The organism is Pseudomonas sp. ADAK2, from assembly GCF_012935755.1.
Lineage (GTDB): Bacteria > Pseudomonadota > Gammaproteobacteria > Pseudomonadales > Pseudomonadaceae > Aquipseudomonas.
In genome coordinates this window covers 1275916-1300584 of record NZ_CP052862.1, presented here as the reverse complement: position 1 = coordinate 1300584, position 24669 = coordinate 1275916, and the positions used below count along the sequence as shown (strand labels likewise).

At 61.3% G+C, this 24669-nt stretch carries 18 protein-coding genes; 5 read left to right on the top strand and 13 right to left on the bottom strand.

All coding sequences use genetic code 11. The features are described 5' to 3' along the window. Positions 1–48 precede the first annotated feature (48 nt). The 13 genes from HKK52_RS05695 to HKK52_RS05635 all read right to left on the bottom strand — a co-directional run bounded on the left by HKK52_RS05695 (position 49) and on the right by HKK52_RS05635 (position 14553). A complete protein-coding gene (locus HKK52_RS05695; RefSeq protein WP_169369945.1) occupies positions 49–1638 on the bottom strand; it encodes an arylsulfatase in 1590 nt (529 codons plus the stop codon). A 75-nt stretch (positions 1639–1713) separates the two neighbouring features. Beyond that, positions 1714–2733, bottom strand: coding sequence for an HAD family hydrolase (locus tag HKK52_RS05690; RefSeq protein WP_169369944.1), 1020 nt, complete (start codon positions 2731–2733; stop codon positions 1714–1716). Further along, positions 2730–4037 carry a BatD family protein gene (locus HKK52_RS05685; RefSeq protein WP_169369943.1) on the bottom strand — a complete coding sequence of 436 codons (1308 nt, stop codon included), beginning with the start codon at positions 4035–4037 and terminating at the stop codon, positions 2730–2732. The genes HKK52_RS05690 and HKK52_RS05685 overlap by 4 nt, the downstream gene beginning before the upstream one ends. Next, the gene (locus HKK52_RS05680; protein WP_169369942.1) at positions 4034–5617 is read right to left on the bottom strand and encodes a VWA domain-containing protein; all 1584 of its coding nucleotides are present in this window, start codon (positions 5615–5617) and stop codon (positions 4034–4036) included. Before HKK52_RS05680 ends, HKK52_RS05685 begins: the two co-directional genes overlap by 4 nt. Position 5618: 1 nt before the next feature. Next, positions 5619–6611, bottom strand: a complete 993-nt coding sequence (locus HKK52_RS05675; RefSeq protein ID WP_169369941.1) for a vWA domain-containing protein — start codon at positions 6609–6611, stop codon at positions 5619–5621. Next, on the bottom strand, positions 6598–7173 hold the full coding sequence (locus HKK52_RS05670) for a DUF4381 domain-containing protein (protein WP_169369940.1): 576 nt from the start codon (positions 7171–7173) through the stop codon (positions 6598–6600). Before HKK52_RS05670 ends, HKK52_RS05675 begins: the two co-directional genes overlap by 14 nt. Beyond that, positions 7170–8105, bottom strand: coding sequence for a DUF58 domain-containing protein (locus HKK52_RS05665; RefSeq protein ID WP_169369939.1), 936 nt, complete (start codon positions 8103–8105; stop codon positions 7170–7172). Before HKK52_RS05665 ends, HKK52_RS05670 begins: the two co-directional genes overlap by 4 nt. Continuing rightward, complete coding sequence (locus tag HKK52_RS05660; RefSeq protein ID WP_169369938.1) at positions 8102–9082, bottom strand: AAA family ATPase; 981 nt, start codon at positions 9080–9082, stop codon at positions 8102–8104. The genes HKK52_RS05665 and HKK52_RS05660 overlap by 4 nt, the downstream gene beginning before the upstream one ends. 75 nt (positions 9083–9157) lie before the next feature. After that, the gene (locus HKK52_RS05655) at positions 9158–10054 is read right to left on the bottom strand and encodes a transporter (protein WP_237150794.1); all 897 of its coding nucleotides are present in this window, start codon (positions 10052–10054) and stop codon (positions 9158–9160) included. A gap of 48 nt (positions 10055–10102) precedes the next feature. After that, positions 10103–11506: a DUF1254 domain-containing protein gene (locus tag HKK52_RS05650; protein ID WP_169369936.1), complete on the bottom strand. Its 1404-nt coding sequence runs from the start codon at positions 11504–11506 to the stop codon at positions 10103–10105. A gap of 65 nt (positions 11507–11571) precedes the next feature. Further along, on the bottom strand, positions 11572–13035 hold the full coding sequence (locus tag HKK52_RS05645; RefSeq protein WP_169369935.1) for a DUF1254 domain-containing protein: 1464 nt from the start codon (positions 13033–13035) through the stop codon (positions 11572–11574). Between the two features lie 10 nt (positions 13036–13045). After that, positions 13046–13837: a hypothetical protein gene (locus HKK52_RS05640; RefSeq protein ID WP_169369934.1), complete on the bottom strand. Its 792-nt coding sequence runs from the start codon at positions 13835–13837 to the stop codon at positions 13046–13048. 290 nt (positions 13838–14127) lie between these two features. Further along, positions 14128–14553, bottom strand: a complete 426-nt coding sequence (locus tag HKK52_RS05635; protein ID WP_169369933.1) for a YciI family protein — start codon at positions 14551–14553, stop codon at positions 14128–14130. 321 nt (positions 14554–14874) lie between these two features. Between HKK52_RS05635 and tpx the strand changes: the two genes are divergently transcribed. The 5 genes from tpx to HKK52_RS05610 all read left to right on the top strand — a co-directional run bounded on the left by tpx (position 14875) and on the right by HKK52_RS05610 (position 24544). Continuing rightward, positions 14875–15375, top strand: coding sequence for a thiol peroxidase (gene tpx, locus HKK52_RS05630; protein ID WP_008030203.1), 501 nt, complete (start codon positions 14875–14877; stop codon positions 15373–15375). Positions 15376–15550: 175 nt separating this feature from the next. After that, positions 15551–16861 carry an MdtA/MuxA family multidrug efflux RND transporter periplasmic adaptor subunit gene (locus tag HKK52_RS05625; protein ID WP_169369932.1) on the top strand — a complete coding sequence of 437 codons (1311 nt, stop codon included), beginning with the start codon at positions 15551–15553 and terminating at the stop codon, positions 16859–16861. Beyond that, positions 16858–19962 carry an MdtB/MuxB family multidrug efflux RND transporter permease subunit gene (locus HKK52_RS05620; protein WP_169369931.1) on the top strand — a complete coding sequence of 1035 codons (3105 nt, stop codon included), beginning with the start codon at positions 16858–16860 and terminating at the stop codon, positions 19960–19962. Before HKK52_RS05625 ends, HKK52_RS05620 begins: the two co-directional genes overlap by 4 nt. Continuing rightward, positions 19959–23066, top strand: coding sequence for an efflux RND transporter permease subunit (locus HKK52_RS05615; protein WP_169369930.1), 3108 nt, complete (start codon positions 19959–19961; stop codon positions 23064–23066). Before HKK52_RS05620 ends, HKK52_RS05615 begins: the two co-directional genes overlap by 4 nt. Then, positions 23063–24544 (top strand): efflux transporter outer membrane subunit, encoded by a 1482-nt coding sequence (locus HKK52_RS05610; RefSeq protein WP_169369929.1) that lies wholly within the window; start codon positions 23063–23065, stop codon positions 24542–24544. Before HKK52_RS05615 ends, HKK52_RS05610 begins: the two co-directional genes overlap by 4 nt. Positions 24545–24669 lie beyond the last annotated feature (125 nt).

The window sequence follows — 24669 nt, the reverse complement described above, 5'->3', positions numbered from 1 at the left end:
CAAAAAATAAGGCCGCCCGCCGATGAAGGCGAGCGGCGGTCCAGCGTTTTACTGTGCAGCCGGTGCCGCTTTCATTTTTTCTGCGATTTTCGCATCCACGGCAGCACGGATCTGGTCGATGCTGAAGCTCGCCGGTCTTTGGCTCGGTGGATACTCGATGAACGTCTGTAGGAACTCAGCCGATTTGGTCACCGCGACGCCTGCCAGGTAGACGTTTTTGGTGTTCCAGTCGTAGAACTGGTCCGACACCACGTCGGCCCGTTCATACGGGTCCATCCGCAGGTTGAGGATTTTCGGCACCCGCAGGCACACGAACGGCTCGCTCCAGACCCGGAAACCGCCCGGTTGGCGCTGCTCGCAGAACACCACTTTCCAGTTGTCGAAGCGCATCGACACCAGCACCCCGTCATCGTTGAAGTAGTAGAACTCCTTGCGCTCGCCTTTAGGCTGTTGGCCGGTCAGGTACGGCAGTTGGTTGAAACCGTCCAGGTGCACTTTGAAGTTGGTGCCGCCAGCAGTCGGCGTCCAACCCTTGAGCAGCTTGTCCTTGACCTGGGCATCGCCCGCCGCCGCGAGCAGCGTCGGGAACCAGTCCATGCCCGAGAACATCTCGTTGGAGACTTCACCGGCCTTGACCTTGCCCGGCCAACGAATGATTGCCGGTACGCGATAGGCGCCTTCCCAGTTGGAGTTTTTCTCGTTGCGGAACGGCGTGGTCGCCGCGTCCGGCCAGGAGAACTGGTTCGGCCCGTTGTCGGTGGTGTAGACGACGATGGTGTTGTCGGCGATTTTCAGGTCGTCGAGGGTTTTCAGCAGTTTGCCGACGTCGCCGTCATGCTCAAGCATGCCGTCCGCGTATTCGTTGCCCGGCATGCCGCTCTGGCCCTTCATCGAATCGCGCACGTGGGTGAACACGTGCATGCGCGTGGTGTTCATCCAGACGAAGAACGGTTTGTCCGCCTTGGCCTGTTTCTCGATGAACGCTTGCGCGGCCGCCGTGGTTTCGTCGTCGATGGTTTCCATGCGCTTGGTGGTCAGCGCGCCGGTGTCTTCGATCTTGCCGTCGGCGAAGCTGTGGATCACCCCACGCGGGGTGTTGGCCTTGACGAACTCAGGGTCATCCTTGGGCCAGTACGGGCGTTCGGGTTCTTCTTCGGCGTTGAGGTGGTACAGGTTGCCGAAGAATTCGTCGAAACCGTGGTTGGTCGGCAGGTATTCATCCCGGTCACCCAAGTGGTTCTTGCCGAACTGGCCAGTGGAATAGCCAAGGCCCTTGAGCGCCTGGGCGATGGTGATGTCGCGTTTTTGCAGGCCCACCGGGGCGCCCGGAATGCCGACTTTCGACAGGCCGGTACGCAGGGGCGTCTGGCCGGTGATGAAGGATGACCGTCCTGCGGTGCAGCTGTTCTCCGCGTAGTAGTCGGTGAACATCATGCCTTCCTTGGCAATCCGGTCGATGTTCGGAGTCTTGTACCCGACCACGCCCATGGAATAGGCGCTGATGTTGGTCTGGCCGATGTCGTCGCCGAAGATCACGAGAATGTTGGGTTTTTCAGCGGCCCCGGCAGTCGCCGAAAACGCCATGACCGAGGCTGCCACCAGGGCGAGTTTCGGTAGCCACTTGCGTATGCGAGTCATCTGACTTGCTCCTTTTGCTCACTTGCGTCGCCTCAGGGCGACCTACGTTTTATGCGGTCCTGCGTAACGCTGTTGTTATTGCACTTGCTCGGTGGTGGCCTCGAACGGGTAGATCCGCTGCCAGTCGGCAGCCATGTCCACGATAGTCCAGCCACGGGATTTTGCTTCGTCCAGCGCCTTGTCCAGCTTGCCGACCGGGGATTGACGGTCGTAGGCCCATTCGCGCTTGGCATCGGTGTGGTGCACCAGGCCCATGAAGCGTTTGCCGGGTCCGGCGGCAGTCCACTGCAGCATTTGCAGGTCGCCGTCGGAGTTGCCGAACGCCAGGATCGGGCGTCGGCCAATCACCGCGTCGATGGTCTCCGGTTTGCCCGGGCCGTCATCGTTGTGCGCCAGTTTGGCGGTGCGCAGGATCGATGGCTGGCCGTCCTTGAGCTGGTAGGCGGTGACGAAGGTGGTGCCGATCACTTGTTCCGGCGGGATGCCATAGACCTTTTCGGCGAAGGCGCGCATGAACGCGGTGTCGCCGCCGGAGACGATGTAGGTCTTGAATTGCTGGCCGCGCAGGTAGTCGAGCATTTCCAGCATCGGCTGGAAGATCATCTCGGTGTAGGGCTTGCCGGTTTTCGGATGGCGAGCCTGGCTCAGCCAGGTCTTGGCGTAGTCGTCGAAGGCTTCGGTGGTCATGCCGGTGTGGGTCGCGCCGAAGATTTTCAGGATGCCGTCCATGCCCGCAGCGGCCAGGGCTTTGTGATCGTTTTCCAGCACGGCTTTGAAGGGTTGGGTGGTTTTCCATTCCGGGTGCTGCGGCGCGGTGCGCTTGACCTCGTCGAAGGCGAACAGCAACTCGAAATACGCTGGCTGCTCGCTCCACAGGGTGCCGTCGTTGTCGAACACCGCGATGCGTTCGGCGGGTTTGACGAAGTCCTTGCCGCTTTGATCGGTGACCGCTTGCACGAATTCGATGATGCTTTGCTTTGCCGGGCCGTCGTTCCACGAAGGCAGCGGTTCGGTGGCCTGGGCCAGCAGCGGCAGGGCCAGGGTCAGCAGCAGGGTCAACCCGTAGCGGCGGCGGATCGATAGCGGGTGCGTCATGGGAAATCCTTCTCGTGAACGGGGTTGAGTGGCCGTAACGCGGGAGGCGCCGGGGCCTTGTGACGCTGGGCCTGACTTTGCAGCGTAGCCAAGGATTGCTTGAGCTGGCGCAGGGCCTGATCTTCGGTCGGCGTGCGGCCGTAACAGGCGCGCAACAGGGTTTGCAGGCGTGGGCCGAGGTCAGTCAGCTTCAGGCCCTGGCGGCTGCGCCGGAGCCACAGGTACAGGGCGCTCAATTGCGCGGGTTTGCCTTCGATTTGCCCGGGGATCTGCTGCCAGGCGTAGTCCGCCGATTGCAGCCACGCCGTTTGCCGGACCTGATGTCGCGCCTGTCGGGCGAGCCAGGCGCGGCGGACGAGCGGGCGGAGGAAGTGGCCAAGCAACGCCACGATCACCAGGATCGCCAGCCCGCCCAGCCAATGCCCGGACAGGTGCACGCGGCTCTGCTGGCCGAGTTTTTTCAGGTCTTCGCTGATGGAGAACACCGGGCGATAAGCGCTGTTGGCGGCGGCTTCAAACGTGACGGCCGGCACTTCGGCGGTGCGGGTCTGCCGGGTGCTGGCGTCCCACCATTTCACTTGGATGGCCGGCAGGCTGTAGCGACCTTGGGTGTCGATCCGGTAGGTCACGGTGTCGATGCGCTGCCCGCCGTTGAAGTGGCCGCGCCCATCGTCCAGGGTGCTGACCTGCGGGGCTTTCGGGTAACGGCTGAGGCCGCTGACCTCGGCCATTGACGGCGTCGGCAGTGACATCGCCAGGGCGCCATCCGCTTGCAGGGTCAGTTGCCGGGTGAGGCTGTCACCGACCTTCAATGGCGTTGCCGAGCTGAAAGTTTGTTGGCTGAAACGCAGACCGCTGGCCACCAGTACCGCTTCACCAGCCTGGAACCCTGGCGGTTGCGCGGCCGTGAAGTGCAGCGGTTGGCTCTGGGCGCTCAGTGGCGCACTGGCTTGGGCCGGCGTGGCACGTACGGTCAACGCCGGAATGTCGAAACCCTGGGCCAGGCTGGGCGTGATCAGGTAGCTGTAGCGCATACCGTTGAAGGATTTGCCGTCAAGGGTCTGGTTCAAGTGTTGCGCGTGACCGTTGGGCGGCATGACCAGCGCGCCGTTGAGTGTCAGGTCGGGCAAGGTCGGGGCGTCGGTGAACCAGGTGTCGGTAAGGACATCAAGCTGCAGCTCGACGAGGCCGCCGACCATGATCGAATCCACCGGTTGCACCCGGGCCTGCACCCGCAACAGGGGTTCATCGGCGAATGCAGTCGCCGACAACAGCCACACCAGCAACGCGCCAATAATCCTCATGGCGCCCCCCGGGTCTGCTGATCCTGCAAATTGAATTTCTGCTTCAAGAACTTGGCCGGCGATGTACTGAGGTTCTGCAACCACACCTCATCCGACGCCGCTTGTTCGGTCTGCACCGGTTTGCTCTGGCCCTTGCCCGGTGCCTTGTCCATCTTGATCTCGTCCGGCTTGACCTCGGGAGCGTTCTGCTCGGCGCTGTCGGTGTCTTTTTGCAAGGCGATGGCCAGTGCCAGATTAGCCGTCGCTTGCGGGAATTGCGGTTGCAACTTCAAAGCCTGGGTGTACGCGGCAATCGCCTGATCGAACTTGAAACGCTTCACGTAGATATTGCCCAGGTAGAAATACGCCTGAGGTGTTTCCAGTCGCGCAAAACTCGCCAGTGCCAGGTCGTAATCGGCGGCGTTGTAGGCGGCAATGCCTTTCCAGTACGGATCGACAAACAGCGCCGCCGCCTGCGGAAAATGCTGGTGCTCGAAGGCCCAACGACCTTGCTGGTCCCGGGTAAAAAATGCATCGGTGAGCCCGTTGGCTTCGGCGCTGGAAGGTTGCAGGCCAATGCCCAGCGCCAGCAGCAAACCGGCCATCCAGTTCAGGCTCCAACCCTTGCGCACGCTGAAGAACGCGATCAACAGCAGCGGCCAACACAGCCAATAACCGGCGTCTTTCCAGTGCAGTTCGCGCTGTTCGGCACTGGCACTCTGGAAATGCTGCTGGGCGTGCAGTTCGACCCAGTCGAGGTCATCGTTAGTCAGCGTCAGGCTGCCCAGTGGCGCATCCACCGCCGAGGCCAGTTGCTTGAGCGCCGCCTGATCGAAACGGCCCAGCGCCGGCCGCCCATTGCTGTCGGTGCGCGGCTGGCCGCTGGCGTCGTGGATGATCCCGCCGTCTTCGCTGCCGACGGCAAGGATCAGCACTTGCAACGGGCTGTTATCCAGCAGCTTGTTGAGACCGTTCAGCTGGGGCGTGTCTGCGCCATCGGTGATCAGCAACAACGTGCCCGGAGTTTTCTCGGCGGCCAGCAGGCGCTTGGCTTGCTCGACCACCGCGCCGACGTCTTTCCCGGACTTGGCGATCAGGTCAGTGCTCAAGGCCTGGATAAAGGTGTCGAGCAACGCTGGATCGTCAGTGGGCGGTAACACCAGGTGTGCGCTGCCGGCGTAGGCGATCAAGCCGCTGCGGGCCCCGGCGCGGCGCTGGATCAGGTCGTGGAGCTTGTGTTTCGCTGCTTCCAGGCGACTCGGTGGTACATCGCTGGCGTCCATCGATGGCGACAGGTCGATGGCGATGATCAGCGGCGCACGGTTTTCCAGGAAGTCCGGGCGATCCTGTTCCCAGGTCGGGCCGGCAGCAGCGAGGGCGCCGAGGATCAACAGGGCGCAGACCAGATGCACCGGGCGCAGCCGCTGCTGGTCCTGCGGCGTGATCAACAAGTGCGGCAGCAAGTGCTCGGCGATAGTGCCGCGCAAGCGCCGTTGCAGATCATGGCTACGGCGCCACAACAGCGGTAGCAGCGCGCCGAACAGTGCAAGTAAAAGCCACAGTGGGCGCAGGAAATGGAAGTCGCTGAGATTGATCTCCATCTCAGACCTCCTGCCGTTGACGGGCCATCGACAGGCGCGGACGGAGCAGGGCGCCCAGGTGATACAACGCCAGCAACGCCATTGCAGCGCCCAACGGCCACCAGAACAGATCACGTTTGGGCTGATGGCTGAGGGTTTTCACCTGATGCGGGGTGAGTTGGTCGAGGGTGCTGTAGACCTTATTCAGCGCCGTGCGGTCTTCAGCACGGAAGAACTTGCCGCCCGTGGCCTCGGCGATTTGCTGCAAGCCTTGCAGGTTGACCTTGGTCTCGCCTTCCGCCGTCGGGTCGCCGATGCCGATGGTGTGAATCACCACGCCCTTGGCTGCAGCCATCGCGGCGGCGTGGTCCGGGGTGATGGCGCTGCTGGTGTCGTTGCCGTCGGTGAGCAGGATCAGCACTTTCTCTTGTTCGTGGGCCTGATCCAACAGTTTCAGGCTCAGGCCGATGGCATCGCCGATGGCCGTATTGGGTCCGGCCATGCCGATGCCGGTGTCGTCCAGCAACAACGACAGGCTGGCATGATCGAGGGTCAGCGGCGCTTGCGGATAAGCGCCGCTGCCGAACACGATCAGGCCCAGGCGATCATCTTTGCGCTTGCCAATAAAGCCGTGGACCACCTCTTTGACGGCGGCGAGGCGATTGATCTTCTGACCGTTGGCATCGGTGAAATCGGTGGTTTCCATGGACTGGGAAATGTCGATGGCCAACATCAAATCGCGCACCGGTTGCTGACGCTCGATGGGTTTTTCGACGTAGACCGGGCGAGCCACGGCGATCAGCAACAGCGTCCAGACCAGCAGATTCAACAGCAGCTGCCAGCGGTTGTTGCGACTGCCGGGGGTGCTGGGCGCCTGGCCGATCGCACGGCTCATGGCGCTGAAGAATGGCACGCGAACGGCGCTGCGAGCCTCGCGGTAAGCGGGCAGGTAGCGGTAACCGAACCACGGCAACGGCAGCAGCAGTAACAGCCAGGGGTAATCAAACTGCCACATGATGATGCTCCACCCAGCGTTTGCAGGTGGCGAAGAGCTGTTGGCGGTGTTCGTCCGGTAGTGCCAGCAATGTCGCGTCGGGGGCGTAGGCCAGCTGCGCCAGTTGCTGGCTGAAATCGGCGGGCAGTGGTTGCGCACTGTGCCGCACCAGAAAAGCCTGCCAGTCATCACCTCCCAACGCACCCACCCCCTGTAGGAGCGAGGCTTGCCCGCGAAGAACGATGACGCGGTCTTTCAGAGGGACCGCGTAACGGCCTTCGCGGGCAAGCCTCGCCCCTACAGGATTGGGGATCGACAGGGCGACGCGTTTTAGCAGTTCAGGAAGTTCACGCAACGCACTCAAATCATCACTACGCCGTTGCAACTCCGCCAACCGCACCAACCCTTCCCGCCGATAACGATCCCGGCGCCATTGCCAAACCTTGCGCGCGCTCACCAGCAGCACCATGACCACCAACGCACCGAGCAACACCCACCAGCCCCACGTCTGCGGCGCGTAACTGACCGGCGCGGGCAATCCCAGCTCCTGGAGCTGTTCGATACTCGGAACGTTCGGGTTCATCGCCGGCCGCCGCTGAGTTTTCCCAATTCGGCGCGCAATTGTTCGTGGGCCGCGGTGGCGGTGCTGAACATCATCAGCGGCACCTGACTGCGGCGCAGCAACGTGGCGACGTCCTTGAGCCGCCCACTGAGAAAGTCCCCCAGCGGTTCATGCACCCGCCGCTGTTCCACCGCCAGTTCCACCTGCAACTGGCCCTGGGTCACCAGCAAACGCCCGTTGTTCGGCAGGTTCAGCGCCAAGGGGTCGTAGACCTGCATGGCGATCACATCGTTGTGGGCCGCCAGTTGCCGCATCAACTTCAAGGTGCGTTCGCCGGCCCCGGCAAAGTCGCTGACGATGCAGATCAAATGATCGTGACCGGCCACGGCCAGGCAATGCTGCAAGACCTTGTCGAGTTGATCTTCATCTTCAAAGTCCGGATTGGCGGCGTTCAGCTCCTGATTGTGCTGGGCGATGCGGCTGCACAGCGCTTCGAGCCGTTTACGGCTGCGCAGCGGGGCGATGCTGTCGATGCGTTGATCGTTGAACACCAGCCCGCCAACCCGGTCGCCGGCGTTGAACACCATCCACGCCGCGAGTGCGCCGAGTTCGGCAGCGATGGCCGATTTGAAGCTGTGTTGCGAGCCGAAGAACATCGACATGCGCTGATCCACCAGGATCAAGGCCGGGCGGTCGCGCTCTTCGGTAAACGTGCGCACCACCGGTTTGCCGGTGCGCAGGGACGCGCGCCAGTCGAGGTGACGCAAGTCGTCACCCGGCTGGTAGCGGCGCAACTCATCGAAATTCAAGCCACGACCACGCAAACGCGAGGCGTGGTTGCCGGCGAGGATGCTGCCTTGCGGCTGGCGCGTGAGGAAACTCAGGTCACGGGCCTTGAATTCCAGCGCCATCAACTGCGCCAGAGAGACATAGACCAGACCGTCGGTGTTCATGCGGGAATCGCCACTGTGTCGAGCAATCGATCCAGCACCTGATCCGCCGTCACGCCGTCAGCCACCGCGTCATAACTCAATTGCAAACGATGACGCAGCACCGGATGCACCACGGCGCGCACGTTGTCCGGCGAGACGAAATCCTGCCCTTGCAGCCAGGCATCGGCGCGGGCGCAACGGTCCAGGCCAATACCGCCACGGGGGCTGGCGCCAATGGCGATCCAGCGCCCGAGGTCGGCGTCGTAATCCGCCGGGTGGCGCGTAGCGTTGATCAAGTCGATCAGGTAGGTATCGATGGCCGGGGACACATGAATGCCGCTGACCTCACGGCGTGCAGCAAAAATCACTTCCTGCGACAGCGCAAAGCCCGGCACCGGCGCGGTCTTGGCGCCCAACGCAAACTCCTCTTCGCGCAACAGCCGCAGCACCTGGCTCTCGTTTTCCGCGCTCGGGTAATCCAGCAGCACTTTCATCAGGAAACGATCCATCTGCGCTTCCGGCAGCGGGTAGGTGCCTTCCTGTTCGATGGGGTTTTGCGTCGCCACGACAATGAACAGGTCCGGCAGCCCATGGCTGTTGCCGGCCACGGTGATCTGCCGTTCTTCCATGGCTTCCAGCAAGGCAGCCTGAACCTTGGCCGGGGCGCGGTTGATCTCATCGGCGAGGATCAAATTGCCGAACAGCGGCCCGGGCTGGAAGCGGATTTCGTTCTTGCCTTCAACTTGATGCAGCACCTCGGCGCCGGTGATGTCCGACGGCAGCAGGTCCGGGGTGAACTGGATGCGGCTCATCTTCGCGTCCAGGTGCTTGGCCAGGGCCTTGACCGTGCGGGTCTTGGCCAGGCCGGGCAGGCTTTCCAGCAACAAATGACCGTTGGCCAGGAGTCCGAGCAGGATCTGCCGGATCACCTGATCCTGGCCGAGGACGGACTCGGCGATACTGGCTTGCAGGGCGTTTAAATCAGTGAGTGCGGTCATGGCTGTCCCTCGCTCAAAACATAAAGGTCGGAATGACCGGGATAAACGACAAACGGCAATTCCAGCGGCGCTCCGTTACCAGGCGTACTGCAAGCGCAAGGTCCAGGTGTTGACGTCCGGTGAACCGGTACGCTCCGAAACCGTGTCCGAGTAGGCGATCAAACCGCCGAACTGCGGCGACAGCATGAACCCGACGCTGGCGCCGAACAGGCCGTTTTCCTGTTTGTTGTCCTGCCAGTCGCCGTTGATTCTGGTTTCGCCGCCACGGTTATACGTGGCGTCGAGCGAGGCCCATAACGCGCGGTTGAGGGTGTAGCTGTAGTGGGTTTCGATGGCGTAGAGCGGTTTTTGCTCAAGCTTGCCGTTGCCGTGATAGTCGTCGTTGTCGCCGTACATCGACACGTAGGTGTTGAACTCCAGCCAGGTCGGGCCGATGGGCGTACCGAAAGCAATTTCCGGCTTGAAGGCCCAGCGGTTGGAGCCGATGTTGATGATCCGGTCCTTGTCGTAATCCCCGGTCGGGGCGGTAATCCACAGCGCACCGGTGAGGAAGGTTTCCGGGGTCCAGTTGGCGAACTCTTCCTTGGTCAGCGCCGGGCCGCCGAACAGGTTGTGCACCAGCACAAACTGGGTGTCGGCCATGCCGCCGTTGTGCTTGGTGCCATCGAAAAACTGGGCGTTGTCGAACGACGCGGAAATGTCGGCGTAGGGTTGCAGGATCTGGATCGCACTGTTGCGCCCGTCCACCGCAAAGGATCGGGCGTAGCGGGCGATGTACAGGTTGGCGTCCAGGGACAGGCCATCGATCGGCAGCGCGGTGTCGATCGGCGTGTTGGTGTCGATGCGGTTGTAATAGCCGAACACCATGTTCAGGTCGGTCGGCAGGTTCTGCCAGTCGCGGGCGTTGTCGGCCTGGCTCAATAGCGGGGTCAGGGCCAGCGTCAGCGCCGTCATTCCTTTTCGGGGTGTCATCACGCGCATGCGTTTGCTCCTGCAATGTTGTGGGCCGCGGCTCATTTCTTAGGGCCCGACTTTATTGAGCAGCGGCATTTGCCACTGGCCGCTGGCAACTTCCGGTTTTGGCAGGTACAGGCGCAAAACCCCATAGAACGGGCCGTCCGGTGCAGGCAGCCAATTGCTTTGAAGGTCCTGGGCCGGTGCCTTTTGCTGGACGTACAGGGTCAAGCCACCGTCGGCATCGAGCTTGAGGTCGGGCAGCATCCGCGAGTTGATCAGGTAGCGATTCAGCGGGTTGGCCACCAGCAATTTGTTCTTGCCGTCGTACATCGTCAGGGACCAGAACGCATCAGCCGGGGGCAGGGCGCCCTTGTTGAAATGCAGGGTGTAGTCGTGTTTCGAGGCGTCCACCGGCTGGCCGTCCTTGTCGACGAAGTAACCAATGTAGTTCGCCTCTTCCGCGGAGCCGAAGATCCCCATGTTGGCGCCGGCGTAGCGGTACAGGTAGTTGCCGTTGAGGTGATCGCGAGTGCCGAAGAAATCGCCGCTGCTGACCTCGTGGGTATCGACCTTGGTTTTCTTGAACTCGGCGAATTCCGCCTTGGCGTCGCTGATGCCGTCTTCAAGCGCCTGGCGTTGATCAGCGGTGAAGTCCGTGAGCTTGAACGGCTCGCCGGCCTCGATCCCGATTTTGGCGAAGCGCGCCAGCAGGTCTTTTTCCGCGTCCTGGGCCGGGGCGAAGGCGAGCATGAAGTTCAGGTAGCGGAACAGGTCCGGGGTGTCGCTCATGGTCGGTGTCGGCTTGGGCCAGGCGACTTTCTTTGCGGCGGGCGGGGCTTTGTGTTTGACGTAATGGCTCAGGGTTTCGACCTTGTAGCCTTTCTGGATCTGCTTGACCTTGGCCAGGTCTTTGTCGTCGAACAACTGCGTGCGGAACAGCGCATAGGCGATGTTGCTTTCGCTGCGCACCAGGCGATCCATTTCCACCGGTTGCTGGCCCTGCCAGTTCGGCCCGGCAATCATGAAATGCCCGCCATTGTTGCCGGTGCTGCGGGTGCCCAGATAGGCAAAATTCTGCGTATAGGCGTCGATCAATTGCACGGAGTAATAGCGGTGCTCTTCAATCGGCGGCAGGGTCAACACCAGTGGTTCGGCGCGCAGGTCCATCCAGATGAACGAGTAGGGCGTGTCGGCATTCGGCGTGACAAACGCGGTGTCCTTGGCGGTGAAGGCCTTGGCGGTGTTGCCGATTTTATTGAACGGCGCCTTGAAGTTCTCGCCCGTGGTGTCCACGGCCTGGGTGTAGAGGGTCTTGTACATCTCCACCACCGGGAAACCGTACAAATAGGCTTCCTTGGCGATGCCCCGGGCTTCTTCCGGGGTGGCGGTGAAGTTGGCCCAGGTGCTGCCACTCAACAGGATTGAGAGACTGGCGAGTATCAAGCGTGGGGCTTTTTCAAGCTGCATGGGGTGTCCTTTCAAAGTAAGGCCTGCCACAGGTTTTGGGTTCGCCGTACATCTGTCCGACGGCGTCATTCCACCGCCGCAATGTCATCAAGCTTCCAGCTCTTGTCGAAATAGGCTTCGGTCGGCGCATACAAACGGAAGTAGCTGAACCAGTGTTTGCCCGGCAGGGTTTGTACCCAGTTGTTCTCGAACCCCTTGGGCGCGGTCGGGCCGAAGTACAGGTCCACCGAACCGTCGGCGTTCTTTTTCAGGTCCTGGCGGGATGACAGGTCGGCCTTGCGCTGTGGGTTATCGATCAGGCACCGGCTATTGATGTCGTAAACCGTCATCGACCAGAACTGCTTGGCCGGCGGATTAGCGCCGACGTGCAGGCGATAGCTCTTGCCGCCGTCGAGCCAGTTGCCCTTGGCGTCGGTATAAGCGCCGAGGTAGGTCTGGCCCAGCCCCGGGGTTTTCGAAACCATGCCTTTGGTGTTGGTGACCGCCTCGTAGAACCAGGCGCTGCGCTCCCACAACTGGTCGTAGTAGGCGACCCGTTGCGACGGCTCGGCGATGTTGAGCACGGTGTCCCACTGCCGGTCCTTCCAGTACTGCGCATCCGGGAAACGTTTGGCGAAGGTGTTGGCCTTGGCGATCAGTTCACCGACCTGTGCACCTTGCTCCAGGGCCTTGCGCTGGTTGTCGTTGGGGTTGAACGGTTTGTCTTTCTCGATGCCGAGGCTGGCGAGCATCGCCATATAGAAACGGTCACGTTCGTTGACCGGTTCTTTCTGAATGATCTGGTGCAAACGCTGCCAATACGTCAAACCTCGTGGCTGAGTGCCGGACCAGGCCTTGCCGCCGGGGGAGAGCAGTTTGGTCTTGCTCGGTTCGGCGCGTTTGGCGTAGGGGTACATCTTGAACTGTTCGACCAGCGCCTTGCCTTTCGCCGGGTCCGGATCGAGCACGCGAAAGCCCACCAGCACGTTCATGGTTTCGGATTTGGTCAGGTAATACTTGCCGGCGTCGGCCGGTGGCTCGGCGCCCGGTGGCAGTACCAGGTACTTGCCGCCCTTGCCCTTGTCCGGGCCGGTCTGGCCCATGTCGATGATCGCCCGTTGCCAGAAATCACCGATGCCGCCAGCGGTCGGGCCGGGCGGCAGTTCAATCACCAACGGGCCAGTTTCATTGAGGTCGACAAAACCGAGGATGTACGGCGTGGTGGCGTTGGCGGTGATCACACCGAGCTTGTCCTCGTAACTGTTGAGCACCATCAGGTCGCCGCTGTGGGCGCCAAGCTTGTCGCGGAATTCTTCCTGCCACTGGGCGTAGGACACCAGCGGCAAGGCCCACAGGTAACTCTGGGTCGCCTGCTGGAAATCCAGCTCGGCGTAGAGCTTGGCGATGGATTCATGGGCCGGCAGTTCACCTTCCATGGCCACTTTGCCGAGCCGTGTATCGAGGTCCTGGGCGTGCGCCTGGGCGCCCACGCCGCAGCTGACGAACGCCGCCATGATGCTGAAACCCGCCGCACGCAGTGCAATGTGCATATCTATGTCCTTATTTGCCGAAGGTGACGTTGATCCCGGCGAACAGTGTGAATTGCGGCAAACCATCGCCTTTGCGCTCGACTGTCCATTGGGGTTCTACGAAGGCGTTGAAGATGTTGGTCCCGGATTTCCAGACCTTGCCGCCACCCAAACCGATGGGGATGTAATGGGTGTCGTTCTTCAGGTCAAAGGTCCACGTGCCGGTGGAGCGCAGGTACCAACCCTTGGGCAGGTTATGGATGATGAAGGGCTGCAGCGTCGCGGTTTCGACGTGGGCGCGATCATGGTCGCCGGCGAACGAACTCTGGTACTGCACCAGCGCGCCCAGCAGGCCACGGGGTGACGAGTCGATGGCAATCGCGGCGAGGCCGGCCTGCCACTTGCCGGTGCCCAATTCATCCTGCTCGGCGGTGGGCGCTGTAATTTGCGGGCCGATGCCCAGCTGCACGCCGTCGGTCTTGAGCAGGAAAATATCGAACAGGTTCAGGTCACCGATGCCGGTGCTGTAGCCGTTGTGCGGGTCGGGTCGGGTGCTGATTGGCAAGGTCGCGCGCAGCAATTGCGGGACGCCGATGAAATCGTTGGGGGCCACCGGCAAGGTGCCGCGCAGCAAGGCATCGTTGGTGTGGACGTTGGTGTCGTAGAGTTTGGGCGTGTAGTAGTCCTGCAGATTGGCGCCCGGCGCCAGATTCAGCGGGTTGTTACTTTTATTGGCTTCCTCGGCGTTATCGGCGTGCGCACAAAAGGCAGACGCCAGGAGTGCCACCGATAAAAAGGCGTGGTTTCCCTGGATTTTCGACATGATTCCCCGGTTCCTTGGTGGCTCAGTGGACGAACTTGGCCATATTTTTGGCCTTTACTGCGTAGTCTTTTTCCTAATGAAGCCTGTAGGACACGTCTTTTGAAGCTAGCAGCTAACCGTGGGTTATCCAGTCGAAAGGGTTAATTCTTTGGTTTTGTGAGCGAATTGGCGTTTTTTCTGTGTACTAGAAAGTTAATAAGAAACAGTAGGTTGGCGGCGGGGGTTGATGCGGGACGTGAGGATTTACAGGGGGAGGCGGGCACGCAGGCTGTGCCCGCCGGGATATCGATTCAGCTCTTTTTCGACTGCGCCCGGATTCGTTCTTCCTGCTCACGCAACTGCGGCGTGAACTCGGGACCGAAATCGTCGGCCGAGTACACCGGACGAATCTCGATCTCGGCGTCTGTCCCCGGCATCGGGTTCGGACAGCGTTTGACCCATTCGATGGCTTCCTCTTTCGATTTCACGTCCCAGAGCCAATAACCGGCGATCAGCTCCTTGGTTTCGGCAAACGGACCGTCGATGACCGTGCGTTTTTCGCCCGAGAACCGCACGCGGGCGCCTTTGCTGCTGGGTTGCAGGCCATCGCATGAAAGGAGGATGCCAGCCTTGGCCAGTTCCTCGTTGTAGTTGCCCATCGCGGTCAGCAGTTCCTCGGTGGGCATCACACCGGCCTCGGAATCCGGGCTGGCTTTCACAATGATCATGAATTGCATGGTGTTATCTCCGTTGGAGGTGAGTGATTCACTGACTAGTCGAATGGCCGTTTCCTGAATCGACACCGTTGCCAACAAAAATTTGCAACGTACCGATATCCCATGATGCTTCCTTAGAAAGATGCTCCGACATCATGGTCCAAAAACATTGAGCCACAACAGCCTCGCTCCTACAGGGTTCTTGTGTCGCTTGTAAGTGGTGTATCCAATTTGTGCGTCGGCTTATCACAATTTGTATCCGGGCATAGGTCGTTGGGCCATTTCGTGGTTAACTTCGGCCTCTTCAAATTTTCCAACAACACCTCCAGAAGGACTCCGTTCATGGCTCAAGTCACTCTTAAAGGCAACCCGGTTCAAGTCAACGGCCAACTGCCACAAGCCGGTTCCAAGGCGCCAGCCTTTTCCCTGGTTGCCGGCAATCTGTCGGACGTGACCCTGGCGAGCTTCGCCGGCAAGCGCAAAGTGCTGAACATCTTCCCAAGCGTCGACACCCCGACCTGCGCCACTTCGGTTCGCAAGTTCAACGCCCAGGCCAACGACGTCGCCAACACCGTGGTGCTGTGCATCTCCGCTGACCTGCCATTCGCCCAGGCACGCTTCTGCGGCGCCGAAGGCCTGGAAAACGTGCAGAACCTGTCGACCCTGCGTGGCGCCGAGTTCATCGAAAACTACGGTGTTGCTATCGCTGACGGCCCGCTCAAAGGCCTGACCGCTCGCGCTGTCGTGGTGCTGGATGAAAACGACAACGTGCTGCACAGCGAACTGGTTAAAGAAATTGCAGAAGAGCCTAACTACGAAGCGGCACTCGCCGTTCTGAAGTAAGGCTTTTACAATTGTTAACGGCCTGGCTCTGTCCAGGCCGTTTTCATTTGTGCTTCAGTGTCTTAGCAAAACCTCCTGATACGTAAGCCAAAGGTAAATTGCCGGTAAAGGCGCTTTGCTTAATCCCCGCCAGTGCTTATCGTTCAGCCTCCCGTAGAAGAAGCCCACGCGCCCAATGGTTGATCATTCAATGCAATCCTCCTCCCGTAGTCCCCGTCGCTGGCTGTTCGGCCTGCTTGTCCTGTTGGTCGTCGCTGGTGTGTGCTGGAAATTCTGGCCTGCCGGTTCCGAGCATAAAGCAGGCGAAAAGCCGAAAGCCGTTGCCGGGCATACGGGCAAGTCCGGGGGCATGCGTCCGGGCTTTGGCGGCGCGACCGGGCCGATCCCGGTGCGGGTGGCCCCGGCGGTCAAGGGTGACTTCCCGCTGTATTACAAGGCATTGGGCACGGTCACGGCGCTCAACACCATCAATGTGCGCAGCCGCGTGGCGGGCGAGTTGATGAAGATTGCCTTCGAGGAAGGGCAGATGGTCAAGGCCGGGGACTTGCTGGCTGAGATCGACCCGCGTCCGTACCAGAACGCTTTGCTCCAGGCTGAAGGCACCTTGCTGCAAAACCAGGCGCAACTGAAAAACGCCCAGGTCGATGTCGAGCGCTACCGCGGCCTATATAAAGAAGACAGCATCGCCAAGCAGACCCTGGACACCGCCGAAGCACTGGTCGGCCAATACCTGGGCACGGTCAAGACCAACCAGGCGGCGGTCAACGACGCCAAGCTCAATCTCGAATTCACCAAGATCCGCGCGCCGATTACCGGGCGTGTCGGCTTGCGTCAGCTCGACGTCGGCAACCTCGTCGCTGCCAATGACACCACCGCACTGGCAATCATCACCCAGACCCAACCGATCAGCGTTGTCTTTACCTTGCCGGAAAATAGTCTCGACACCGTGCTCGCCCGCTACCACACCGGCGCCAAGTTGCCGGTGGAAGCCTGGGACCGTGGCGACATGAAAATCCAGGCCAACGGCGTGTTGCAGAGCCTGGACAACCAGATTGACGTCACCACCGGCACCCTGAAATTCAAGGCTCGTTACGATAACCGCGATCAGGCGTTGTTTCCCAACCAGTTCGTCAACGTGCACCTGCTGGCCGACACCCTCAAAGACGTGGTGCTCGCGCCCTCGGCAGCGATCCAGTTCGGCACCAACGGCACCTTCGTCTACGCCATGGACGGGGACAAGAAAGTCACGATCCGTCAATTGAAAGTCGGCGCCAGCGACGGCGACAACACCGTTGTTACCGAAGGTCTGGCGGTAGGTGATCGTGTGGTCCTTGAAGGCACCGACCGCCTGAAGGAAGGCAGTGAAGTGGAAGTGGTCAACGACAGCCAGGATGTACCGACCACCCCGACCGAACACCTGCAAGGCAAATCCGCGGCAAAAACCACCGAAGCCACCGCCAACGACAAGGTGAAGAAGGGCGCATGAACATCTCGCGGCTGTTCATCCTTCGCCCGGTCGCCACGACCCTGAGCATGCTCGCCATTATCTTGGCCGGCATCATCGCCTATCGTCTGCTCCCAGTGTCGGCGCTGCCTCAGGTCGATTACCCGACCATCCGCGTCATGACGCTTTATCCCGGCGCCAGTCCGGACGTGATGACCAGTGCGGTGACCGCGCCCCTTGAGCGCCAGTTCGGGCAAATGCCCGGCCTGACGCAAATGGCGTCGACCAGTTCCGGCGGCGCCTCGGTGCTGACCCTGCGTTTCAGCCTCGACATCAACATGGACGTCGCCGAGCAGCAGGTGCAAGCCGCGATCAACGCCGCGACCAATTTGCTGCCCAAGGACCTGCCGGCACCGCCGGTGTACAACAAGGTCAACCCGGCAGACACCCCGGTACTGACCCTCGCCATCACCTCCAAGACCATGTTGTTGCCCAAGCTCAATGATTTGGTCGATACGCGCATGGCGCAGAAAATCGCCCAGATCAGCGGCGTCGGCATGGTCAGCATTGCCGGCGGCCAGCGTCAGGCGGTGCGGATCAAGGTCAACCCCGAAGCCCTGGCGGCCAATGGCTTGAACCTGTCGGATGTGCGCACTTTGGTCGGTGCTTCCAACGTCAACCAGCCCAAGGGCAACTTCGACGGCCCGACCCGGGTGTCGATGCTCGACGCCAACGACCAACTGACCTCGCCCAAGGATTACGCCAACCTGATCCTCGCCTACGCCAACGGCGCGCCGTTGCGGCTCAAGGATGTGGCGGAAATTGTCGACGGTGCCGAGAACGAACGCCTTGCTGCCTGGGCCAATGAAAACCAGGCCGTGTTGCTGAACATCCAGCGTCAGCCCGGGGCCAACGTTATCGAAGTGGTCGACCGGATCAAGGCCTTGCTGCCGAGCATCACCGACAACCTGCCGGCCGGCCTCGAGGTCACCGTCCTGACCGACCGCACCCAGACCATCCGCGCTTCCGTCACCGACGTGCAACACGAACTGCTGATCGCCATCGCCCTGGTGGTGATGGTGACGTTCCTGTTCCTGCGCCGCGCCAGTGCGACGATCATTCCCTCGGTGGCCGTGCCACTGTCGTTGATCGGCACCTTCGGCGTGATGTACCTCGCCGGTTTCTCGGTCAACAACCTGACCTTGATGGCCCTGACCATCGCCACCGGTTTTGTGGTGGACGATGCGATCGTGATGCTGGAGAACATTTCCCGGTATATCGAAGAGGGCGACAGTCCGCTGCAAGCGGCGCTCAAGGGTGCCAAGCAGATCGGTTTCACCCTGATTTCCCTGACCCTGTCGCTGATTGCGGTACTGATTCCGCTGCTGTTCATGGCCGATGTAGTGGGGCGCTTGTTCCGTGAATTTGCCATCACATTGGCGGTGGCGATCCTGATTTCCCTGGTCGTCTCCCTGACCCTGACGCCGATGATGTGCGCGCGGCTGCTCAAGCGTGAACCGAAGGAAGAAGAACAGGGCCGTTTCTACCGCGCCAGCGGCGCGACCATCGACTGGATGATCGCCGCCTACGGACGCAAGTTGCAGTGGGTGCTCAAGCACCAGCCGCTGACCTTGCTGGTGGCCATCGCCACCCTGGGCCTGACGGTGTTCCTTTATATGGTGGTGCCCAAGGGCTTCTTCCCGGTGCAGGACACCGGGGTGATCCAGGGCATTTCCGAGGCGCCGCAGTCGATTTCCTTTGCGGCGATGAGCGAGCGTCAGCAGGAATTGGCCAAGGTGATTCTTGCCGATCCTTCGGTGGAGAGCCTGTCGTCCTACATTGGTGTGGACGGCGATAACTCGACGCTGAACAGCGGTCGCATGCTGATCAACCTCAAGCCCCACAGCGCTCGCGACCTCAGCGCCACCAAGATCATTGCGCGCCTGCAACCGGAAGTGGACAAACTGACCGGAATTCGCCTGTTCATGCAACCGGTGCAGGACTTGACCATCGAAGACCGGGTCAGCCGCACCCAGTACCAATTCAGCATGTCGTCGCCGGACTCGGAGTTGCTGAGCCTGTGGAGCGGTCGTCTGGTCGAAGCCCTGGCGCAACGGCCGGAGCTGACCGACGTTGCCAGCGATTTGCAGGACAAGGGCTTGCAGGTGTACCTGGTGATCGACCGCGATGCGGCGTCGCGGGTCGGAGTGTCGGTGTCGAATATCACCGATGCGCTGTACGACGCTTTCGGACAGCGGCAGATTTCAACCATTTACACCCAGGCCAGCCAGTACCGCGTGGTCCTGCAATCGCAGTCCGGCGAGAAGATCGGCCCGGACGCGCTGAACCAGATTCACGTCAAGACCACCGATGGCGGTCAGGTGCGCCTGTCGAGCCTGGCGCATGTCGAGCAACGCCAGACGCAACTGGCGATCACCCACATCGGCCAGTTCCCGGCGGTGATGATGTCGTTCAACCTCGCGCCCGGCGTGGCATTGGGGCATGCGGTGGACATCATCGATCAAGTGCAGCAGGACATCGGCATGCCGATTGGCGTGCAGACCCAGTTCCAGGGCGCAGCCGAAGCATTCCAGGCCTCGCTGTCGAGCACTTTGCTGCTGATCCTGGCGGCGGTGGTGACCATGTACATCGTGCTCGGCGTGCTCTACGAGAGCTACATTCACCCGATCACCATCCTCTCGACTCTGCCCTCGGCGGCGGTTGGCGCCTTGCTGGCGCTGCTGTTGACCGGCAATGACCTGGGGATGATCGCGATCATCGGCATCATTTTGCTGATCGGTATCGTGAAAAAGAACGCGATCATGATGATCGACTTCGCCCTCGACGCCGAGCGCAATCAGGGCATGGCGCCGGAGCAGGCGATTTATCAAGCGGCGCTGTTGCGGTTCCGGCCGATCCTGATGACCACCCTGGCGGCATTGTTCGGCGCGGTGCCGTTGATGCTGGCCACCGGGTCCGGCGCGGAATTGCGTCAACCCCTGGGTCTGGTGATGGTCGGCGGGTTGCTGGTCAGCCAGGTGCTGACGCTATTCACCACGCCAGTGATCTACCTGTACTTCGACCGCCTCGGTCGACGCTGGGGCCGCAAATCTGAAACCGTGGAAGCGGTAGAGCAGCCATGAACCTGTCCGGACCTTTCATCAAGCGCCCGGTCGCGACCATGTTGCTGAGCCTGGCGATCATGTTGCTGGGCGGCGTGAGCTTCGGCTTGCTGCCGGTGTCGCCGCTGCCGCAGATGGACTTCCCGGTGATCGTGGTCCAGGCCAGTCTGCCGGGTGCCAGCCCGGAAGTGATGGCCTCGACCGTAGCGACGCCGCTGGAGCGTTCCTTCGGCGCTATCGCCGGGGTCAACACCATGAGCAGCCGCTCCAGCCAGGGCTCGACCCGGGTGATCTTGCAGTTTGACCTCGACCGCGACATCAACGGTGCGGCGCGGGAAGTGCAAGCGGCGATCAACGCCTCGCGCAACCTGCTGCCCAGCGGCATGCGCAGTATGCCGACCTACAAGAAGGTCAACCCGTCGCAAGCACCGATCATGGTGTTGTCGCTGACGTCGGATGTGCTGGAAAAAGGCCAGCTCTACGATTTGGCCTCGACCATCCTGTCCCAGAGCCTGTCCCAGGTGCAGGGCGTCGGTGAAGTGCAGATCGGCGGCAGCTCCTTGCCAGCGGTGCGTGTCGAGCTCGAACCCCAGGCGCTGAACCAGTACGGCGTGGCCCTGGACGATGTGCGTAACACCATCGCCAACGCCAACGTGCGCCGACCCAAAGGTTCGGTCGAGGACGACCAGCGTTTGTGGCAAGTCCAGGCCAACGATCAGCTGGAAAAGGCCAAGGATTACGAGTCGCTGATCATCCACTACAACAACGGCGCGGCCCTGCGCCTGAAAGATGTGGCCAAGGTCAGCGATGGCGTCGAGGACCGCTACAACAGCGGTTTCTTCAACAACGACGCAGCGGTGTTGCTGGTGATCAACCGCCAGGCCGGCGCTAACATCATCGAGACGGTCAGCGAGATCAAGGCGCAGTTGCCGGCGTTGCAAGCGGTGCTGCCGGCCAGCGTCAAGTTGAACCTGGCGATGGACCGTTCGCCGGTGATCAAGGCCACGTTGCACGAAGCGGAAATGACCCTGCTGATTGCCGTGGCGCTGGTGATTCTGGTGGTGTTCCTGTTTCTCGGTAACTTCCGTGCCTCGTTGATTCCGACATTGGCGGTGCCGGTGTCGCTGGTCGGCACGTTCGCGGTGATGTACCTCTACGGCTTTTCCCTGAACAACCTGTCGCTGATGGCGCTGATCCTCGCCACCGGGCTGGTGGTGGACGACGCCATCGTGGTGCTGGAGAACATTTCCCGGCACATCGACAAAGGCGTGCCGCCGATGAAGGCGGCATACCTCGGCGCTCAGGAAGTCGGCTTCACTTTGCTGTCGATGAACGTGTCGCTGGTGGCGGTGTTCCTGTCGATCCTGTTTATGGGCGGGATCATCGAGAGCCTGTTTCGCGAGTTTTCCATCACCCTGGCGGCGTCCATCGTCGTCTCGCTGATTGTGTCGTTGACCCTGACGCCGATGCTCTGCGCCCGTTGGCTCAAGCCGCACACCCCGGGCCAGGAAAACCGTCTGCAACGCTGGAGCCAGCGCGCCAACGAATGGATGGTCGGAAAATACGCCACCAGCCTCGACTGGGTGCTGCGTCACCGCAGGCTGACCTTGCTCAGCCTGTTCGTGACCATCGGCGTCAACGTCGCGCTGTACGTGGTGGTGCCGAAAACCTTTATGCCGCAGCAGGACACCGGCCAGTTGATCGGCTTTGTGCGTGGCGATGACGGCCTGTCGTTCAGCGTGATGCAGCCGAAGATGGAAATCTTCCGTCGTGCCGTCCTGAAGGACGATGCGGTGCAAAGCGTGGCCGGGTTCATCGGCGGCACCAACGGCACCAACAACGCCTTCATGCTGGTGCGGTTGAAACCGATCAAGGAACGCAATATCTCGGCGCAAAAGGTCATCGAACGCCTGCGCAAGGAAATGCCCAAGGTCGCCGGCGCGCAGTTGATGCTGATGGCGGATCAGGACCTGCAGTTTGGCGGCGGTCGTGAACAGACCACCTCGCAATACTCCTACATCCTGCAAAGCGCCGATCTTGGCTCGTTGCGCGAGTGGTACCCGAAAATTGTCACGGCGTTGCGGGCCTTGCCGGAGCTGACGGCGATTGATGCCCGCGAAGGCCGTGGCGCACAGCAAGTGACTCTGGTGGTTGACCGTGACCAGGCGAAACGCCTGGGCGTGGACATGGACATGGTCACGGCGGTGTTGAACAACGCCTACAGCCAGCGGCAGATTTCGACGATCTATGACAGCCTCAACCAGTATCAAGTGGTGATGGAGGTCAATCCGAAATACGCCCAGGACCCGATCACCCTCAAGCAGGTTCAAGTGATCACTGCCGATGGCGCGCGGATTCCGTTGTCGACCATCGCCCATTACGAAAACAGCCTGGAAGACGATCGGGTCAGCCACGAGGGCCAGTTCGCCTCCGAGAGCATTTCCTTCGACATGGCCGAAGGGGTCACGGTGGAGCAGGGTACGGCCGCCATCGAGCGAGCGATTGCCAAGCTCGGCATGCCGGAAGACGTGATCGTTAAAATGGCCGGCACCGCCGACGCCTTTGCCGCGACCCAGAAGAGCCAACCGTTCATGATTCTTGGCGCGCTGGTGGCGGTGTATCTGGTGTTGGGCGTGCTCTATGAAAGCTACATTCACCCGCTGACCATTCTCTCGACCTTGCCCTCGGCCGGGGTTGGCGCGTTGTTGTCGATCTATGCCTTGGGCGGGGAGTTCAGCCTGATCTCGCTGTTGGGGCTGTTCCTGCTGATCGGCGTGGTGAAGAAAAACGCCATCCTGATGATCGACCTCGCGTTGCAGCTGGAACGGCATCAGGGCATGACGCCGCTGGATTCGATTCGCAGCGCCTGCCTGCAACGGCTGCGGCCGATCCTGATGACCACGCTGGCGGCGATCCTCGGCGCGCTGCCGTTGTTGCTCAGCCGGGCCGAAGGCGCGGAAATGCGCCAGCCGCTGGGCTTGACCATCATCGGCGGGCTGATCTTCAGCCAGGTGCTGACCCTTTACACCACTCCGGTGGTTTACCTCTATCTCGACAAACTGCGCCATCGCTTCAATAAATGGCGTGGGGTACGTACCGATGCAGCTCTGGAAACTCCGCTATGACTGACCGTTCGCTTATCACTCTGGCTGCACCGATTGCCTTGGCCCGGGGCTCGCGCTTGTTGAGCCTGGCGCTGTGCATGGCCCTGGTCAGTGCCTGCGCCGTCGGCCCGGATTATCAGCGCCCGCGCACTGCCGAGATCGCGCAGTACAAAGAAGCCGAGGGCTGGCGTCAGGCCAGTCCGAGTGACTCCCTGGCCCGTGGCGCCTGGTGGGAGTTGTACGGTGACCGGCAGCTCAATGGCCTGGTGGAGCAACTCAACAGTGCCAACCAGACCGTCGCCCAGGCCGAGGCCCGCTATCGCCAATCGCAAGCCTTGGTGAAAAGCGCCCGGGCGGCGTTTTACCCAACGGTCGACTTGAGTGCGGGCAAGACTCGCTCCAGTCAGGGCGCCGGCAGCAGCAGTTCCAGCCTGAGCAGTTCCGCCAGCGGGATTCGCAATACCTACAGCACCGAATTGGGCGTCAGTTGGGAAGCGGATATCTGGGGCAAGTTGCGCCGCGGGCTGGAAGCCGATACCGCCAGTGCACAAGCAAGCTTTGCCGATCTGGCGGCCATGCGCCTGAGCCAGCAGTCGGAGATGGTGCAGAACTACCTTCAGTTGCGGGTCATCGACCAGCAGAAACGGTTGCTCGAATCGACGGTCGTGGCGTACCAACGCTCGCTGCAAATGACCCAGAACCAGTACCGCGCCGGCGTCTCCGGACGTGACGCGGTGGCCCAGGCCCAGGCGCAGCTCAAAAGCACCCAGGCCGACCTGGTGGATCTGATCTGGCAGCGGGCGCAGTTTGAAAACGCTATTGCGGTGTTGATCGGCCTGCCACCGGCGCAGTTCAACCTCGCGGAAACCCAGGACATCCCGAAACTGCCGCAGATTCCCCTGAGCCTGCCGTCGCAACTGCTCGAACGCCGCCCGGACATCGCTTCCGCCGAGCGTTCGGTGATCTCCGCCAACGCCAACATCGGCGTAGCGAAAGCTGCGTACTACCCGGACCTGAGCCTGAGCCTCAGCGGCGGTTACAGCAGCAGTACGTCGAGCAACCTGATCAGCTTGCCGAACCGCTTCTGGTCGGTGGGGCCGAAATTGAACTTGCCATTGTTCGACGGTGGCTCACGCTCGGCGGAAGTCGATCGCAACGAAGCGCTCTACGACGAAACTGTGGCCAAGTACCGCCAAACCGTGCTCGATGGCTTCCGCGAGGTGGAAAACTACCTGGTGCAACTCAAGGTGTTTGAAGACGAAGCGGCGGTGCGCCAGGAAGCGCTGGACGCGGCGCGCGATTCCCTGCGCCTGACCGAGAACCAGTACAAGGCCGGGTTGATTGCGTATCTGGATGTAGTGGTGGTGCAAGCCACGGCGTTGAACAACGAACAAAGCGTGTTGAACGTGTTGCAGAGCCGGTTGATTGCCAGTGTGCAGTTGATTGCCGCGTTGGGCGGTGGGTGGGATGGGCAGTTGCAGGTGAGTGACAAGGAATAACCCGCACCGATCGTTCCTGCCCACTGCGCAGAGCGTCCCTGGCTGCATTCCCACGCAGAGCGTGGGAACGATCATCGGTGGTGTCAGGCCGATTAAAAGGTGTCAAACAAGCGTTTCATCGGCTT

Excerpts from the sequence above, each read along its gene's own strand:
- HKK52_RS05695 (WP_169369945.1), bottom strand. The coding sequence starts at position 1,638 with ATGACTCGCATACGCAAGTGGCTACCGAAACTCGCCCTGGTGGCAGCC.
- HKK52_RS05690 (WP_169369944.1), bottom strand. The coding sequence starts at position 2,733 with ATGACGCACCCGCTATCGATCCGCCGCCGCTACGGGTTGACCCTGCTG.
- HKK52_RS05685 (WP_169369943.1), bottom strand. The coding sequence starts at position 4,037 with ATGAGGATTATTGGCGCGTTGCTGGTGTGGCTGTTGTCGGCGACTGCA.
- HKK52_RS05680 (WP_169369942.1), bottom strand. The coding sequence starts at position 5,617 with ATGGAGATCAATCTCAGCGACTTCCATTTCCTGCGCCCACTGTGGCTT.
- HKK52_RS05675 (WP_169369941.1), bottom strand. The coding sequence starts at position 6,611 with ATGTGGCAGTTTGATTACCCCTGGCTGTTACTGCTGCTGCCGTTGCCG.
- HKK52_RS05670 (WP_169369940.1), bottom strand. The coding sequence starts at position 7,173 with ATGAACCCGAACGTTCCGAGTATCGAACAGCTCCAGGAGCTGGGATTG.
- HKK52_RS05665 (WP_169369939.1), bottom strand. The coding sequence starts at position 8,105 with ATGAACACCGACGGTCTGGTCTATGTCTCTCTGGCGCAGTTGATGGCG.
- HKK52_RS05660 (WP_169369938.1), bottom strand. The coding sequence starts at position 9,082 with ATGACCGCACTCACTGATTTAAACGCCCTGCAAGCCAGTATCGCCGAG.
- HKK52_RS05655 (WP_237150794.1), bottom strand. The coding sequence starts at position 10,054 with ATGACACCCCGAAAAGGAATGACGGCGCTGACGCTGGCCCTGACCCCG.
- HKK52_RS05650 (WP_169369936.1), bottom strand. The coding sequence starts at position 11,506 with ATGCAGCTTGAAAAAGCCCCACGCTTGATACTCGCCAGTCTCTCAATC.
- HKK52_RS05645 (WP_169369935.1), bottom strand. The coding sequence starts at position 13,035 with ATGCACATTGCACTGCGTGCGGCGGGTTTCAGCATCATGGCGGCGTTC.
- HKK52_RS05640 (WP_169369934.1), bottom strand. The coding sequence starts at position 13,837 with ATGTCGAAAATCCAGGGAAACCACGCCTTTTTATCGGTGGCACTCCTG.
- HKK52_RS05635 (WP_169369933.1), bottom strand. The coding sequence starts at position 14,553 with ATGCAATTCATGATCATTGTGAAAGCCAGCCCGGATTCCGAGGCCGGT.
- tpx (WP_008030203.1), top strand. The coding sequence starts at position 14,875 with ATGGCTCAAGTCACTCTTAAAGGCAACCCGGTTCAAGTCAACGGCCAA.
- HKK52_RS05625 (WP_169369932.1), top strand. The coding sequence starts at position 15,551 with ATGGTTGATCATTCAATGCAATCCTCCTCCCGTAGTCCCCGTCGCTGG.
- HKK52_RS05620 (WP_169369931.1), top strand. The coding sequence starts at position 16,858 with ATGAACATCTCGCGGCTGTTCATCCTTCGCCCGGTCGCCACGACCCTG.
- HKK52_RS05615 (WP_169369930.1), top strand. The coding sequence starts at position 19,959 with ATGAACCTGTCCGGACCTTTCATCAAGCGCCCGGTCGCGACCATGTTG.
- HKK52_RS05610 (WP_169369929.1), top strand. The coding sequence starts at position 23,063 with ATGACTGACCGTTCGCTTATCACTCTGGCTGCACCGATTGCCTTGGCC.